Source organism: Vibrio sp. 10N.261.51.A4 (assembly GCF_041471945.1).
Taxonomy (GTDB): Bacteria; Pseudomonadota; Gammaproteobacteria; order Enterobacterales; family Vibrionaceae; genus Vibrio; species Vibrio crassostreae_C.
Genome location: NZ_JBFRPJ010000079.1, coordinates 53,495 through 68,909 on the forward strand (window position 1 = coordinate 53,495; position 15,415 = coordinate 68,909).

20 protein-coding genes are annotated in these 15,415 nt (G+C 44.8%); 7 read left to right on the forward strand and 13 right to left on the reverse strand.

What is annotated here, in order from left to right:
* Positions 1-36 precede the first annotated feature (36 nt).
* Positions 37-1,275 (reverse strand): uracil-xanthine permease family protein, encoded by a 1,239-nt coding sequence (locus AB4384_RS17360; RefSeq protein WP_372129873.1) that lies wholly within the window; start codon positions 1,273-1,275, stop codon positions 37-39.
* Positions 1,276-1,553: 278 nt separating this feature from the next.
* Between AB4384_RS17360 and AB4384_RS17365 the strand changes: the two genes are divergently transcribed.
* Complete coding sequence (locus AB4384_RS17365; protein ID WP_372129874.1) at positions 1,554-2,813, forward strand: DUF2066 domain-containing protein; 1,260 nt, start codon at positions 1,554-1,556, stop codon at positions 2,811-2,813.
* A 110-nt stretch (positions 2,814-2,923) separates the two neighbouring features.
* Here the strand turns inward: AB4384_RS17365 and AB4384_RS17370 are convergent, their stop codons facing one another.
* From AB4384_RS17370 to AB4384_RS17385, 4 genes are all read right to left on the reverse strand, one after another.
* A complete protein-coding gene (locus AB4384_RS17370) occupies positions 2,924-3,361 on the reverse strand; it encodes a DUF2069 domain-containing protein (protein WP_017060713.1) in 438 nt (145 codons plus the stop codon).
* Positions 3,358-3,951 carry an NAD(P)H:quinone oxidoreductase gene (gene wrbA, locus AB4384_RS17375; RefSeq protein WP_017060712.1) on the reverse strand — a complete coding sequence of 198 codons (594 nt, stop codon included), beginning with the start codon at positions 3,949-3,951 and terminating at the stop codon, positions 3,358-3,360. Before wrbA ends, AB4384_RS17370 begins: the two co-directional genes overlap by 4 nt.
* A 6-nt stretch (positions 3,952-3,957) precedes the next feature.
* Positions 3,958-4,308, reverse strand: a complete 351-nt coding sequence (arsC, locus tag AB4384_RS17380; RefSeq protein ID WP_017060711.1) for an arsenate reductase (glutaredoxin) — start codon at positions 4,306-4,308, stop codon at positions 3,958-3,960.
* Positions 4,309-4,431: 123 nt separating this feature from the next.
* Positions 4,432-5,886, reverse strand: coding sequence for a M48 family metalloprotease (locus AB4384_RS17385; protein WP_372129875.1), 1,455 nt, complete (start codon positions 5,884-5,886; stop codon positions 4,432-4,434).
* A 178-nt stretch (positions 5,887-6,064) separates the two neighbouring features.
* Between AB4384_RS17385 and AB4384_RS17390 the strand changes: the two genes are divergently transcribed.
* Together AB4384_RS17390 and AB4384_RS17395 are read left to right on the forward strand one after the other, a co-directional pair.
* Positions 6,065-6,304 (forward strand): sulfurtransferase TusA family protein, encoded by a 240-nt coding sequence (locus AB4384_RS17390; protein ID WP_017060709.1) that lies wholly within the window; start codon positions 6,065-6,067, stop codon positions 6,302-6,304.
* Positions 6,297-7,373 (forward strand): AI-2E family transporter, encoded by a 1,077-nt coding sequence (locus AB4384_RS17395; RefSeq protein WP_017063383.1) that lies wholly within the window; start codon positions 6,297-6,299, stop codon positions 7,371-7,373. The genes AB4384_RS17390 and AB4384_RS17395 overlap by 8 nt, the downstream gene beginning before the upstream one ends.
* A gap of 160 nt (positions 7,374-7,533) precedes the next feature.
* Here AB4384_RS17395 and bcp read toward each other — a convergent pair whose 3' ends face one another.
* A complete protein-coding gene (gene bcp, locus AB4384_RS17400; RefSeq protein WP_017060706.1) occupies positions 7,534-8,004 on the reverse strand; it encodes a thioredoxin-dependent thiol peroxidase in 471 nt (156 codons plus the stop codon).
* 12 nt (positions 8,005-8,016) lie between these two features.
* A complete protein-coding gene (locus tag AB4384_RS17405; RefSeq protein WP_017060705.1) occupies positions 8,017-8,559 on the reverse strand; it encodes a glycine cleavage system protein R in 543 nt (180 codons plus the stop codon).
* 374 nt (positions 8,560-8,933) lie between these two features.
* Between AB4384_RS17405 and dapA the strand changes: the two genes are divergently transcribed.
* Both dapA and bamC read left to right on the forward strand, forming a co-directional pair.
* Positions 8,934-9,812: a 4-hydroxy-tetrahydrodipicolinate synthase gene (gene dapA, locus AB4384_RS17410; RefSeq protein WP_017060704.1), complete on the forward strand. Its 879-nt coding sequence runs from the start codon at positions 8,934-8,936 to the stop codon at positions 9,810-9,812.
* A gap of 48 nt (positions 9,813-9,860) precedes the next feature.
* On the forward strand, positions 9,861-10,907 hold the full coding sequence (bamC, locus tag AB4384_RS17415; protein WP_017060703.1) for an outer membrane protein assembly factor BamC: 1,047 nt from the start codon (positions 9,861-9,863) through the stop codon (positions 10,905-10,907).
* A gap of 161 nt (positions 10,908-11,068) precedes the next feature.
* On the opposite strand, the gene AB4384_RS17420 is transcribed toward bamC, so the two are convergent.
* The 4 genes from AB4384_RS17420 to AB4384_RS17435 form a co-directional block, all read right to left on the reverse strand.
* Positions 11,069-11,278, reverse strand: coding sequence for a DUF2897 family protein (locus AB4384_RS17420; protein ID WP_017060702.1), 210 nt, complete (start codon positions 11,276-11,278; stop codon positions 11,069-11,071).
* An 8-nt stretch (positions 11,279-11,286) separates the two neighbouring features.
* A complete protein-coding gene (locus tag AB4384_RS17425; RefSeq protein WP_017063385.1) occupies positions 11,287-11,961 on the reverse strand; it encodes a M15 family metallopeptidase in 675 nt (224 codons plus the stop codon).
* Between the two features lie 45 nt (positions 11,962-12,006).
* The gene (gene dapE / locus AB4384_RS17430; RefSeq protein ID WP_017060700.1) at positions 12,007-13,143 is read right to left on the reverse strand and encodes a succinyl-diaminopimelate desuccinylase; all 1,137 of its coding nucleotides are present in this window, start codon (positions 13,141-13,143) and stop codon (positions 12,007-12,009) included.
* A 98-nt stretch (positions 13,144-13,241) separates the two neighbouring features.
* Positions 13,242-13,589 carry an ArsC family reductase gene (locus AB4384_RS17435; RefSeq protein ID WP_017060699.1) on the reverse strand — a complete coding sequence of 116 codons (348 nt, stop codon included), beginning with the start codon at positions 13,587-13,589 and terminating at the stop codon, positions 13,242-13,244.
* 205 nt (positions 13,590-13,794) lie between these two features.
* On the opposite strand from AB4384_RS17435, the gene AB4384_RS17440 reads away from it, so the two are divergent.
* Positions 13,795-14,082: a helix-turn-helix domain-containing protein gene (locus AB4384_RS17440; RefSeq protein WP_004734273.1), complete on the forward strand. Its 288-nt coding sequence runs from the start codon at positions 13,795-13,797 to the stop codon at positions 14,080-14,082.
* A gap of 68 nt (positions 14,083-14,150) precedes the next feature.
* Here AB4384_RS17440 and AB4384_RS17445 read toward each other — a convergent pair whose 3' ends face one another.
* Together AB4384_RS17445 and AB4384_RS17450 are read right to left on the reverse strand one after the other, a co-directional pair.
* Positions 14,151-14,483 (reverse strand): DUF4156 domain-containing protein, encoded by a 333-nt coding sequence (locus AB4384_RS17445; RefSeq protein WP_017071060.1) that lies wholly within the window; start codon positions 14,481-14,483, stop codon positions 14,151-14,153.
* 12 nt (positions 14,484-14,495) lie between these two features.
* The gene (locus tag AB4384_RS17450) at positions 14,496-14,840 is read right to left on the reverse strand and encodes a DUF2956 domain-containing protein (protein ID WP_017060697.1); all 345 of its coding nucleotides are present in this window, start codon (positions 14,838-14,840) and stop codon (positions 14,496-14,498) included.
* 109 nt (positions 14,841-14,949) lie between these two features.
* Between AB4384_RS17450 and AB4384_RS17455 the strand changes: the two genes are divergently transcribed.
* Positions 14,950-15,411: a DUF2919 domain-containing protein gene (locus tag AB4384_RS17455; protein WP_017060696.1), complete on the forward strand. Its 462-nt coding sequence runs from the start codon at positions 14,950-14,952 to the stop codon at positions 15,409-15,411.
* The last annotated feature ends 4 nt before the right edge of the window (positions 15,412-15,415 follow it).

The window sequence follows — 15,415 nt, forward strand, 5'->3', positions numbered from 1 at the left end:
GGTTGTGATTCTTTGGAATCTAGCCTTACCGACTCATTAATCGATTTGAGCTTTATCTACCACAGTGTTGTCACCTAGCTCTTCTGGAAGTACTAGGTTAAGTAGAATCGCAACGATACCGCACAAGCTTACGCCCTGTAGGCTAAAGTCACCGATACCAAAGGCCATGCCGCCAATACCAAAGACTAAAGTAATGCCCACAATCACAAGGTTACGTGATTTGTGTAGGTCAACATTGTTTTTGATTAGCGTGTTAAGACCCACTGTTGCGATAGAGCCAAACAGAAGAATCATGATACCGCCCATCACTGGAACCGGAATGGTTTGCAGTAATGCGCCTAGCTTACCAACCAATGCAAGAACGATAGCGGTTACTGCAGCCCAAGTCATGATTACAGGGTTAAATGCTTTGGTAAGCATTACTGCGCCTGTTACTTCACTGTAAGTTGTGTTTGGTGGAGCGCCCAGCATAGAAGCAGCTATTGTTGCCACGCCGTCACCTGTGATTGTGCGGTGCAGGCCAGGTTTCTTAAGGTAGTCTTTACCCGTCACGTTAGAAATCGCCAGCATGTCACCTACATGCTCAACGGCTGGGGCAATCGCGACAAACACCATGAAGAAGATAGCGTTGATGTTGAACTCCGGCATGGTGAAGTTTGGTAGTGCTAACCACGATGCTTGCGCTACTGGAGTGAAGTCTACCGCGCTGTATACCAAGCTGGTGATGTAACCCGCAACAATACCACCGAAGATTGGCAGTAGCTTAAGGAAGCCTTTTGAAAACACACTGATGACAATCGTCACTAACAGTGAAATTGAAGAGATCCACAGGGCAGCGTCTGCATCAACAAGCTGAACCGCACCATCGCCTGTCTTACCTAGCGCCATGTTAACCGCAACAGGCGCAAGGCCTAAACCGATAACCATGATCACAGGGCCAACCACTACAGGTGGAAGCAGTTTATGGATGAAGCCAACGCCACGAACTTTAATTAACGCGCCCATCAATACATACACAACACCTGCCGCCATTAGGCCACCCATGGTTGCGCCAACGCCCCATGTTTGAATACCAAACATGATAGGCGCGATGAAAGCAAAAGAAGATGCTAAGAAGATTGGCACTGAACGGCGTGTAATAAGTTGGAATAAAAGGGTACCGATACCTGCGCCAAACAGTGCAACGTTGGGATCGAGTCCAGTCAGTAGCGGCACTAATACAAGCGCACCAAATGCTACAAACAGCATTTGCGCACCTTGCAGAGCATTTTTCATGTTATGTCCTTAAAAATGGTCGTTATATGAAAAGCGAAAAATAAAATTCGCGGGATTCTATCACTTGGCAATCGATTGCTACACCAAATAGATCAAATTTATTTATCTTAGTGATGTTTTATATCCATCTAAGCCCTAGAAATTCAGTTTATAAGTGAGCGATTTATCATGGCCAGGTGATATTTTGTGGTTATTAAACACAGTGGGCGCTATCGACCTTGCCCCTCAATCCATAGTTGCTTATCATCTAGGCACAAGATTTGAATATTAGGATCAGTATGCGCTACATAGCATTGTTGTTGATGGGACTATTAGCCTCTCCGAGTTATGCCTTAACTCAAGTAGATATCTTTAGTGCTGAAGTTGCGATTAACGCTGAAGACAAACAGCCAGAACAAGTGGCAAGAAATACAGGTATGGAGCAGGTATTGATACGTGCGAGTGGCCAAACTGATGTCGCTTCGAATGAGACGATTCAAAAGGCGATGCGCAAGAGTTCGCAGTACATGTCTCAAATGAGTTTTGGCGAAAGCAATGACCAATCAACATTGCGTATGCGTTTTAACGGTGCTCAAATCCGTTCTCTGTTGACTCAAGCACAGTTACCTTACTGGCCTGACACGCGTTCAAACATCCTTGTTTGGCTTGTGGAAGAGGACAACTACGACAAGAACATCGTATGGGAACACTCTAACTCACAGTTAGCAGCTAGCTTACAAGCGAACGCAAAAGAGCGTGGCTTGCCTCTAACGCTGCCTGTGGGTGACTTTGACGATATTACGGGTATTGCGACTTCTGATTTGTGGGGTAGCTTTGTTACGCCAATCAGTAAAGCGAGTCAGCGTTATCCTGTTGATGCTGTGTTGGTGATAAAGGCTCAATCTTCAGGCCTACGTTGGGCTCTATACGATCAAAAGCCAAGTCAATTGACGAGTGCACCAACATCGCCTGTAAGTGGTTCACTATCGGGTAACAGCGACACGACTTCTAAGAAGTTAGTTGACCAAATCAGTAACTACTACGCAGGCAAAAGTGCTGTGACGGTAGCGAGTGAGTCATCAGAATCGATTTTAACGCAGTTTATTAGCCTGAATAATGCTCAAGACTTCTTCCAGTTAGAGAACGCACTTAAGCGTCTAAACTCGGTGGCAAGCCTAGATATTCTGAAGATTCAGAACAACGAAGTCACTTTCCGAATTCACTTATTGTCGACTCAACAAGAGTTTGAGCAAGAAGTAGCAAGTATTCGACAAGTCGCGAAGGTTGAAGAATCTTACATTGAGCCTGAAGTGAGCCCTGAATTTGAAACTCAAGACAACACAATGTCTGTAGGTGATGATTCAACAGACGCTGCTGAAGTCGTTGGTGACGAAACTGACTCAGGCGTACAAGTGATTAAGGGCAACGAGGTATCTGAGGATGCTGAGCTAACGAATACGCCTGACGCAACGTTAGAGGATTCTAGTACAGAAGATCTAACCATCACTGCGCCAGTACATGCTAAGCCAAGCTTGGTATACGAGTGGGTTCGCTCATAATTGTCAGCTGACATGACTGATTGAAATGAAAACTTGAAAAAAGCCCTGCAAGAGCAATCTCGCAGGGCTTTTTGTTTGTAAGCGGTCAGTTTAAAAGCATGGGCTTAATATTATTGCTCGAACTTAGCTTTTTCTCTCTTTTCTACTTCAGAAAGACGCTTCAACTTGATGCCTAACTCTTTGGCTCTAAAGCGAGTAAATAAGATATTGCCCGCGAAACCTAGAGTCGTCAGAAGCAGTTCTACAGCCGCTAATAAACGTTCACCATCGTCTACATACAAGATAGTTAATGCGTGTAGGAAATAGAGCATCAAGACGAAATTTGCCCATGCGTGCGTATAAGGTTTTCCTGCTAAAATGCCCGGTAATGGCAATAACAGCGGGATAGCCCAAGCAATCGCCAGTGTGACATTACTGAGATGAGGGTGCGGTGAAAGCGTCATCTGCCAAGCCACCACCCAGAATAAAAGCGACAAGTTGCCCGCTAAAGCAAGGTAGCGAAATAGCTTGGTTTTGGGAGACATAGCCTTCTCTGGCATATACATCATTGAGAAATTCCCTTCTGATTTATTGCGATGCGCGCTAGGCGTTTACCTAGGTTTTGCGCCAACTCAATCTCTTCTTTGCTAAGTGAAGCGCTCTCTCCAGTACTGCTTGCACCATAAGGCGTACCACCAGTTTGAGTGGTGTGCAGCGCCGGTTCTGAGTAGGGGATGCCCACGACTAACATGCCGTGATGAAGCAGGGGCAACATCATGCTTTGTTGTGTTGTCTCTTGACCACCATGCAATGATGAAGAAGAGGTAAATACACAACCTGGCTTATCGATGAGATCACCATTGATCCACATTGATGTCGTGCTATCCCAAAAGTGCTTCATTGGCCCGGCCATGTTACCAAACCAAACCGGACTGCCTAGCGCCAAACCATCACAAGATCGAAGCTCTTGTAACGAGGCAATAGGATCGGTTGGTTGATAGCGTGAATCAGGCTGCTCTTCTACTGTGTACACGTCGTTCACCGTTCTTAACATGGCTTCACAGTTTGGGATAGACTCAACCCCTCGTGCAATCTGCCTTGCTAGAGCTTGTGTGTTGCCGTGGCGGCTGTAGTAAAGAACAAGAATGTTAATGCTCATATTGGATTACAGAATCTCTAGCACTTGCTCTGGTGGACGACCAATTTTTGCTTTGTTGTTCGCGACAACGACTGGGCGCTCAAACAGTTTTGGATTGGTTGCCATCGCGGCGAAAAGATCTTCATCAGTGACTGAAGCATCACCAAGGTTTGCTTCTTTGTAGTCCGCTTCTTTGGTGCGCATCATGTCGCGAACACTGTCAAAACCAAGCTGAGTGAACAGTACTTTCAGCTGTTCAACTGTTAACGGAGTCTCTAGGTATTTGATTACCTCTGGCTGTACGCCGTTTTCCTGAAGCACTTCTAGAGTTTGACGGCTCTTTGAGCAGCGTGGGTTATGATAAATCACGACAGACATGGTTCTTCCTCATTATTATTTTTGATTTAATTGTTTAGCTGAAGCCACCATAGGTGACTTCTTTTTTTTGTGTAACGTTGAGCTTTCTTTTTATACTGGCAACGAGCGTTACCAGTAAACACTCTATTGTAGCGACAAGAAGCGCTCTCGTTGAATCATTAGCTGATCAATTCGAGCGTCATAGCGTGCTTGTTTTAGGCTTCCTAATTCTGCGATTTGGCTTGCTTGCGTGTAGTACTGAATCGCTTTGTTCCAGTTGGCTTGCAGTGCCAAAATTTCTGCACGAGCAGCCAGTTCTTCGTCGCTATTACCAAGGCTCGTATTTACTTTTGAAAGTAAGTGCCAGCCATTGGTGTCATTCGGGTTATCGTGCGTGTAACGCTGCAATACGCGAACCGCTTCTTGAAGATCTTCATTTTCAATCAGTGCGTTGGCGTAGTTAATGGTCAGAACCGGGTTGTTTGGTTGACGAACCAGTGCCGATTTAAGTTCTTTAATCGCAATCTCAGGCTGCTTCTTCTCGATGTGCAGATCCGAAATAGCATCTAGATAAAACAGGTTGGTTGGATCGCTGTTAATCAGCTTGTTCAGGATGGGCTCTGCTTTGTCTAATTTTTTAGAGTCTAGGTAAACCAGTGCTTGGCCATATTCTAATGACGAAACCAAAGCTTTAGGGGCTTTCTTTAGCTGACGCTCAAACCAATCAAGAGCAGCATCATTATTAATGCCAGCATAGCGCGCAACAATGCGGGCTCTTGCTAGGTGGTAGTCCAGAGAGGGAGCCAGTTTCAGTGGCGGGTAACTACGAGCACGAGCACGTGAATCGGTAATTCGGTCTTCTGGTAATGGGTGAGTCAGTAGCATTGGCGGTGGTGTGCTCGCATAGCGATATTCATCAGCTAAACGGCCAAAGAAACGTGGCATCGCATTCACATCAAACCCAGCTTTTGCTAGCGTGTTGATACCAAAGCGGTCGGCTTCTTTTTCATTACTACGGGTGTAGTTGATTTGGCTTTGCATATTACCCGCAGTCGTTGCCGTTAGGGCTGCAATGCCGGCTTCAGGAGCTGCAATTGCCAGTAGTACAGAGGCTGCTAGCGCTGCAATGGTTGCTGGAGAGCGGCGCGCTTGGTCTTCCATACTACGCGCTAAGTGACGTTGGGTTACGTGCGCGATTTCGTGCGCTAATACAGAAGCTAATTCACTTTCAGATTGTGCATGCAGGAATAGACCTGAGTGCAAAGCAACATAACCACCAAAGAAAGCAAAGGCGTTGATGTTGCGGTCACGGATCATAAAGAACTGGAAAGGTGTCTTTACATCATTTGCGTTCGCGACCAGACGATGGCCAAGAGTATCAATATATAGATTTAGAACTGGGTCGTTTACGATAGGCTGGCTACTTCTGATGATGCGCATGTAGGCATCACCATAGATAAGCTCTTGGTCGATAGTGAGTGTGCCGCCAGCAGCGGTACCGATATCTGGTAGCTCCAAACTATTGGTATTCGCCATAGTTGGGGTGCTTAATGTAGCTGCGATGCATAAGCAAGCAATTGAGCGAGCGCGTTTAAACATATTAGTCAGTAATACTCCGTTTCTTCTGACAGTAAGACAAGTGCAATGGAAATTGGTTCTTTATCTGATTTAACCTTTGCCAAGTGCGTGCGCTATCATGAAGGAGGATGAATGAATGATGGCGCGTTTTCAAAAACAGATTACAATACGACCCTTATAATAAGCATCGAGCTCAAGAATGACACCTAATATTCTAGATTTACGCCAAGAGCGCTGTCCAATGGCGCTATTATTAGCCAAGCGTCACAGTGTAAAGTTAGAAGTAGGGCAGTCATTGTCAATTTATGTGTCTGATAACAGTTCGATGAAAGATATTGTTACTTATTTGTCTAAGCAAGCCTATGACGTCATCACTGAGGTTTGCTCTAATTACCATCATCTCCTCGTCACTAAAAAGGAATTGCAGTCAGATGCTTGAAATGGTCAATCGTTGGTATAAACGACGTTTCTCTGATCCCCATGCTGTCAGTTTGGTTGCCATCATTCTCTTCGGCTTTATTACGATCTACTTCTTTGGTCACCTAATTGCACCACTCTTGGTTGCGATTGTGTTGGCTTATTTGCTCGAGTGGCCTGTTACCCAACTTCAAAGACTCGGTGTTCCAAGAACGCCTTCGGTGATGTTGGTGATCATGATGTTCTTTAGCGTGATGCTACTTGCGATCTTTGGCTTGGTACCAACCATTTGGCAACAAGTGGGCAATCTAATTAATGATATCCCAAGCATGTATGGCAGCTTGCAAAACTTCATTGCGACGATTCCTGAACGCTATCCAGAATTAGCTAACCTGCAGATCGTTGAGTCCATTATGTCTAACGCCAAGAACAAAGCGTTAGGTTTTGGTGAAAGTGTTGTCAAAGGTTCTCTTGCTTCTCTTGTGAGCTTAGCGACCTTAGCGGTTTACTTGATTCTTGTACCACTGCTTATTTTCTTCTTGTTAAAAGACAAAGAAGAGATGATCAGAATGGCGAGCGGTGTACTTCCTCGAAATCGTCGTTTAGCGACCAAAGTATGGGAAGAGATGAACCAGCAAATCTCGAACTACATTCGCGGTAAAGTCTTAGAGATTTTAATTGTTGGTGGTGTCAGCTACGTAACCTTTGCGATTCTGGATCTGCGTTATTCAGTCTTGTTGGCTGTCGCGGTTGGCTTCTCGGTACTGATCCCTTATATCGGCGCGGCAGCTGTGACTGTTCCTGTGGCGATTGTAGGCCTGTTCCAGTGGGGATTAGAGCCTCAGTTTTACTGGTTGCTTCTCGCTTACGGTATTATCCAAGCGCTAGATGGTAACGTGCTCGTTCCTGTTCTTTTCTCTGAAGCGGTGAACCTGCACCCAGTGGCCATTATTGTTGCCGTGTTAGTGTTTGGTGGACTGTGGGGATTCTGGGGCGTGTTCTTTGCTATCCCGTTGGCAACGTTAGTTAAGGCGGTTTGGAATGCCTTACCGAGTCACGCATTAGACGATGACCCCGAACATCAAAAGTAATTGATCTTGTTATAGAAAAAGGCCGAACATCCATGATGTTCGGCCTTTTTGCTCTTAGCTTAATAATTAGCTTAATAATTAGCTTAATAATTAGCTTAATGAGTGTTGCTATTGCCTTAGAGAGTGATGAATCTAAGTCATTAACTCACTCAAATCGCCCTTAAGCTTCTTGATTGAAGTAATCTAGAACCACTTCGTGGTGAGTCTTAGTCTTGAACTTGTTGAAGACATGTTCAATCTGACCTTCTTCATCAATTAGGAAGCTAATACGGTGCAGACCGTCGTAGATTTTACCCATGAATTTTTTCTCGCCCCAAACGCCAAACTGTTCAGCAACGCTATGGTCTTCATCAGATAGCAGTGTGAAGTTTAGAGATTTCTTTTCAACGAAGTTTGGTAGGCGTTTTACTGGGTCAACACTCACACCTAGAACAACCACGTTTAGGTCATCAAGCTGTGTTTTGATATCACGCAGGCCTTCCGCTTGCACAATACAACCTGGAGTCATTGCTTTAGGGTAAAAATAGAAAAGTACTTTTTTACCTTTGAAGTCACCAAGAGATACGATATTGCCATCTTGATCTGGAAGAGAAAAAGCAGGTGCTGGAACACCAGCCGTTAGCGTATTCATGACATTTCCTTTTTAAAGACTGTTTTTGATAAAGTTGAGCGAGCCTTGGACTGATAGGCTCTGACACAGCGAATCGAATTCTTCTTGTAGCTGCATCAAGTTACATTCTGATTGCACAGAAGCGGTAATAGAGATATGGAATTGGTCGTTGTCGAGTTGAACCTTAGATTTATTGATGGTTCGTGCACTTAACGAATCGAGGCCGATGTTTCGGTCTGCGAAGAACTGGGTAAACTGCTCAGTAAGTCCGATTTTATCGTCTGACTCAACGAACACCTCTACTGTGTAAGAGTTCTCAATAACATCATGAGTTGAGGTTCGCTTCATAATCGTAATCAAGTCGTGCTCTTGTCCAAGCAAGGGCAAGGTGGTTTCAACGCGGGTAATGTTGTTTGCCTTTCCAGACAGCAGCATGATAAGCGTAAATTCTTCGCCAAACAGGGCGATACGGCTATCAATAATGTTACAGCCTGATTGGGTGACTAAATGAACCACTTGGTTGCATACACCTGGGCGATCAGTGCCCACAGCTGTGATTACTAGATGTTGAGTCATAAAATCACGTCTCTTTATATTCCATTGATTCATGCATGTTAGCACAGTTAGCTCGTGGAATAAGCGTGCGTGCGGGGCTTTTTATGTGCGACCTTGCTTCGAACATGCAACCAATGATAAGAATATCGAGCGCGTTAAAAAATGAGATAGAGCGATGAGAGCACAGCTTACTTGTTACTGACATCCAGTGATGTGCTATCCGCTAGATTGAGTGCAGGTTACCCAAATTCTAGGTAGAACGCCGTTAGAAGTCGTTTTACCTCAAACATACGACAATATTTAATGCAGATGTTGCCGGTAAGCCACTTTAATGTCTTGTGTTTATTGATTGGCTTACAGTAACATGCAAAAAGAATAAATTAAGGGAGATAGACATGTTTTCAGGAAGTATCGTTGCGCTAGTTACGCCATTTAATACAGATGGTGAAGTGGATTTCGACAGCCTTAAAAAGTTAGTTGAGCACCATATTGCTGCAGGTAGTGATGGTCTGGTTGCGGTTGGCACAACAGGTGAGTCTTCAACACTCACTATTGAAGAGCATGTCAAAGTCGTCAACAAGATCGTTGAATTTGCTGATGGTCGTATTCCCGTTATCGCTGGTACAGGTGCAAATGCAACTCATGAATCTGTTCTATTCAGCCGTTTGTTGAATGGTTCTGGTATTGCTGGTTGCCTGAGCGTAACGCCTTACTACAACAAACCGACTCAAGAAGGTTTGTACCAACACTACAAAGCGATTGCTGAAGTCAGTGACGTTCCACAAATTCTATACAATGTTCCAGGTCGTACTGCGGTAGACTTGTTGCCAGAAACGGTTGCTCGTCTTGCTGAGATCGAAAACATCGTTGCACTGAAAGATGCGACGGGTGATCTCGACAGAATTGCAATTCACCGTGAACTTTGTGGCGAAGACTTTATCTTACTAAGTGGTGATGACTTAACAGGCCTAGAATTTGTTAAGCGTGGTGGCGATGGCGTGATCTCTGTAACGAACAATGTTGCAGCCGCTGATATGGCAACCATGTTCAAGCTAGCAAAAGAAGGTAAGTTTGAAGAAGCGGAAGCGATCAATGAGCGTTTGATGCCTCTACATAAGAATTTGTTCGTTGAGTCTAACCCTATTCCCGTAAAATGGGCGGTTCATAAAATGGGTCTGATTGCTGAAGGTGGCTTACGTCTACCGCTGACTGAACTGTCAGAGCCAGCTCAACCTGTTGTTGCTCAAGCAATGACTGAAGCGTGCATTTACTAAAACGTATGAAGTGATGCCGAAGCGAACCTTCGGCATTTAGGAGTATAAATGAAGTATTCTCACCAGCTAGTGATTGGGTCACTGGCTGTTTTCGTTCTTACAGCATGTTCTGGCAACCCGACTCAACGTCGCCAAGCCAAAGATGATTTCGAATACTTAGAAACACCTGAGTTTTCACAATGGCAATTGCCTGTAGATGCTCAGCCTCAGTTCTACCCAAATTTTGACATCCCAAGCGGTGAATTCAGTGGTGGTACTGGTCGTGAAGTGGATATTCGTCCACCGCAACAGGTTCTTGAACTGATCCCGGGTGCTCGTGCTGAGCGTCAAAACGGTGAAGTGACACTATGGCTTCTTCGCGCAGAAGAGGCAGACCGCGTGTGGCAAACGGCTGTAGATATGCTGGCTCAACGTGGTATTGGTATTCGTGAGCAATCAGAGAATGAGATTGAGACCGATTGGGTAACTTGGGTTTCTGAAGATGAAGACGTAGAGATTGGTAGTCGTTACTCTATCTCTCGCTTCCAAGCAAACAACCGTCATGGCTTCAAGATTAATCTGATTGATTGGCGTGAAGGTACTGAAGAGAAAACAGTAACGGCAACCAATAAAGAGCGTTACAACGCGTTCCTGACCAACCTAGTTATGGCTAAGTACGATGAAAACCTTCGTGCTGAAGCGGCGCTGAAAGCGCAAGAGTTGGTGAAGCGTATTCCAATTTCAATGGGTGCTGACCGTAGTGGTTTCCCTGTGATTATTGCTCGTACGCCATACAATGTATTCTGGCAGCGTCTGCCTAACTTGTTGCCTGAAATGGGCTTTGAGCTTGAAGAACGCAATCAATCTCAGGGTACGGTGAAGGCGAAGTACGCAGCACCAGATGATGAGTTCTGGGAAGAAATTGGCCTACAGCCTATCGACTTAGCGCCAGGCACTTACAACTTCCTATTTGGTGACCTTGGCAACCGTACGTCAATCAACGTAACGGATGCATCAGGTAAGCCAGTAGAAGAAGAGCTGCTTAAGTCTATGGTTCCGGTATTAGCGCATATTGCTGACCAAACCAAAGATGACAAAGAAGCGAAAGCTGAGTAGTCATTCAAGCCGTCACAAGCTGAGTTAAATCAGCCTTGTGATTAGCAAAAGCAAATAAAAAAGAGGACACACTGTGTCCTCTTTTTTATTGTATTCGTTGTCATCAGGCTACATTGGTCAATCAAAATTGGTCAATCAAGCTGATTAGCCAAAGCAAAAGGCTATGCGTCTTTATTGTCTTTGGATTCTTCTTTTTCAGCTTTCTCTTGGTTAAGTTTATCCGAGCGATTGAGCTTATCTAAATCTCGCTCAGTTTTACCACGCCCCGTCAGATCCATATTGGCTGTCTGTTTGAGCGCTGCGATGTTACCCACAACAACGCTAACTACGATGATGATGATAACCCAAGGGTTTGTAAGCCACTCCAACATAAGCGCTCCTAATGACTGATATTCGCTACGAAGCGTGCATAGATCTCGTCTAGCTGCTCCATAATAATCTCATACCCTAATACTGGCTTAGATTGGAGTTGCTTGCCAAGTAAAGTCGGAGATAACTGTGATAAACACGACTCCGATACTTTGCGATGGCTGATATGCCATGGTTCGATCGCCACACCACCCAAATCTTGGCTGTAAGGAAAGAAGAAACCAAATTGTGCAGCATGAACTGATAGCCATTGGTAAAACGATTGCTGGTGGCCAGTAAGGTATTCCCATGGTTCTAATTGCAGATGTATGCCTTCAGGTAAGTGGTTACGAGCAAAGACATCGAAGTCACAACCCCAATGATGACGACTCGCGCCGGGAAGCGCAGACCATCTCAGGATAGCCGATAGCTTTTGTTGTTCGGTCAGTTTTGAAGCATCAAGAGGTTGGCTTTCTGAATCTAATATCGGAGCTTCGCCAGAAAACTTACGGTTCCAAATCAGAGATTGCCTTTCATAGTCGCGAAAGCCACTGGCAATCTCCATTTTAAAACCAGCGAGCTGAGCAGCTTCAATCAAATTATTCAGGTCATTCTTAACCTCACTGTGGACCAAGAAGGTCTTGGTGCCGATCAGGCTAGGCTCTAGATGAGAATCTGATTGTCCGGTAAGCTGCTCTGGTGTCATAACGAGTCTCTCAATAATTGGATGCTATGAATCGCTGATGAAAGACTATTTAGCGAATAGGTTCACTAATGTTCTTTCGTACATGTCAGTTAGCTTTTCTAAATCGGCTACCTTCACGCATTCGTTAACCTTGTGAATCGTTGCATTCACAGGGCCTAGTTCAACCACTTGTCCGCCCATACGTGCAATAAAGCGACCATCAGATGTACCGCCAGTCGTTAGCAGTGCTGGTTTCACATCATTGACGTGACCCACTGCATCAACAATAGCATCAAGCAGTGAACCTGCGTCTGTTAAGAACGGGTCGCCATTGAATGTCCATCTTAGGTCGTATTCGAAATCATACTTGTCGAGTGTCGTTGTGATGCGCTCAACGATGATGTCGTTGCTTAACTCTGTACTAAAGCGTAGGTTAAACTGAACATTAAACTCACCAGGGATCACGTTTGAAGCACCAGTACCCGCACTCACATTTGGAATTTGGAAACTGGTTGGCGGGAAGTAATCATTACCTTTATCCCACTCAGTTGTTGCTAGCTCATTAATAGCAAGCAGAGAGCTGTGTACTGGGTTGTTTGCTAGGTGAGGGTAGGCAACATGACCTTGTGTGCCTTTAATCGTTAGGTCGCCAGTGATAGAGCCACGACGGCCGTTCTTCACGACATCACCCACGAACTCAGTGCTCGATGGTTCACCAACGATACACATATCGATGTTTTCACCGCGCGCCATTAATGCTTCAACAACACGTACAGTACCGTTGATGAAAGGACCTTCCTCATCTGAAGTGATCAGGAAACCAATTGAGCCTGTGTGGTCTGGGTGTTTGGCAATGAACTGCTCGACGGCAACAATCATTGAAGCCAGAGAGCCTTTCATATCAGCAGCGCCACGGCCATGTAGGAAACCGTCTACGATAGTCGGTTCGAATGGCTTAGTGTTCCACTGTTCGATTGGGCCTGCAGGTACCACATCAGTGTGACCAGCAAAAGCAAACAGAGGCGCTTCAGTACCACGACGAGCCCAGAAGTTGGTCGTATCTTCAAATACCATCACTTCGATTTCAAAACCGAGTGCTTTTAAGCGTTCAATCATCAGGTCTTGGCAGCCTGCATCTTCTGGTGTTACCGATTGACGGCTGATTAGGTCTTTTGCCAGAGCCAAAGTTGGGCTATCTGTCATCCTTGAATTCCTTGTTTAAATAAAACGTCTAGTCATTAATTTTTAGGCGCTGATTCACTGATCAACGTCCTGTTGTCTGTCTATGTAAATACAACGATCTAAGCAAAAATAGCCGCGTATTGGTCGGCTTTAAATCCGATGTGAAGCTTACCCTCAACTTTTAAGATTGGGCGCTTGATCATTGCAGGTTGTTCAACAAGCAAAGTCACCGCTTTTTCTTCTGTTAGGGTGTCTTTCTGTTCTTGAGAAAGTTGGCGATAAGTCGTACCACGTTTGTTTAGCACAAGCTCCCAACCTAGCTCAGAGCAGAAGCTTGTTACTAGCTCTTCTGTGATGCCTTGTTTGCGATAATCGTGAAATTCGAACTCGATACCTTCAGCTTCGAGCCATTTCTTTGCTTTTTTAATGGTGTCGCAATTTGGGATACCAAACATGGTGATAGTCATTATTCTTCCTTTGAGTGATTTTATTTCATTGTTATGAGTTGAATCCTATCAGGAAGCAGCAACTCAGACAAAATAGAGTGATGAATATTTCATAGAGTGAAAAAAAAGCGTAAGAAAATGTCACTATTGGAGACTTATTGATCAGCCTCAACATGTTGTCAGCGAAAAAAGAAATAATTGAGCTGCACATATATAGGAGGTGTCAATGGAGTTGAGTCCTGTTTTTGCAAGGCGGCTATATTTAGCATTGTTAGTGGAAAGCCTTGATAGGCCAAATGTGCCTAAACTCATCGAAAAAACGGGGTGGCCTCGTCGTACTATTCAAGATGTACTCAAGGCGTTACCGGGGATCGGTATCGAACTTATGTTTGTTCAAGATGGGCGACGTCATAATGATGGCTATTACCAGTTATCCGACTGGGGGCCATTTGACAGTCAATGGGTTATCCAGCGTAAAGGCGATATAGCAACAAGCCTTGGATTTAGTGCATAAGCCAGCGAAAGCTGGCTTTCTTTTGGGTGTCATAAAATCAAAGCATATCGATATGCCGCTTTAGTTGCTTACTCGCACAGGTAGGCGGTACCAAGCATAGTCACGGAAGTGCTGAAATCTTGGGGTAGGGTAAAGATGACGGTGTCTGCGCCTAGCTCAATGGCATTCGATTTAAGCTCATTCATCGCACCTTGAATCAGGGTGTCATTGGGAAAGAACAAGTAGCTGTACCAATGACCTTCGCTGCCAGTGATTTCCCCTTTATACTCACACTGCTCGATGTTAATCAGGCCGTGGTAATCCATTTGTACCTTGTCCGCTTTACTATGAGGCGTTGATGTGGGTTTGGTACACCCGAGTAACATGCCACTCATAGCCAAAGCGACTAATTCCTTTTTCATACGTTTACCCTGCTATTGCATCAAATAAATCGCGAAGCCTACCCAGCTTGCGAACAGTAGTAACCACGGCAGTTTAGTGGCGTGATTTGATGGTGTTTCAACACTTGTTTCGATCGTGTCTTCTTGGTGTTGATTAGCTTGTTGAGTCTGTTTTTCTTTCTGTACGCGCTTCTTCGCTTTATCGGCTTGGCGGCTGCGTTCTTTTTGCTGTTTCTTGTACAGTGCGATGCCTTTCTCGATACCCTGAGCAATCAGTTTAGTTTGTTCTTTGGTTTGAGCTGGCTTTTGAGTCGCTTTGGCTATCTTCAGTGCTTCCTGTTGAGATTCAACAGAGGGCGTATTAGTTTTGTTTTTCATACTGAGTTCGACAATTAAAACGGATTGGCTACTAAGATAACGCAAAGCTAGTTAAGTATGAATGATTTGCGTTAAAGTGTTGGTTTGAAAATAAGTGAAAGTGAGATTTGTGCGGTACTCCATAGAACAATACGACAAGCACGGCTTTTTGAAAGCTCCAATCTTGCTCTGGCTAGGTTGGTTGTTTCTTGCGAAAGCCTTGGTCGTTTTCATTGTTGCAGGCGCAAGCCGAGAATCGGGAACCGATATTCTTGAGATAATCTACCCAGACCATCAGATGTTTTATGTCGGGATCGCGTTGAGTGTGCCTAGTTTGCTGCTGATGTGGTTATTTGGGCTAAGATCGCCAGATAGAAAGCGCCTTAACAAAGTCGTGTCATGGGGACGTTGGGTTACCATGATGGCTATCTTGGCACAGGGCTCCCATACGATTTATTTAATCTATTTGGATAACGGATGGTTCCGTTGGTCAAATGGCATCACCCTATTGTTGCTGCTGTGGTTAGCGCTTTATCTAACCAATAGCCATGCTGCAAGGGATTGCTTTAAAGTGGTTGAGCTCGAAGACTGATTCT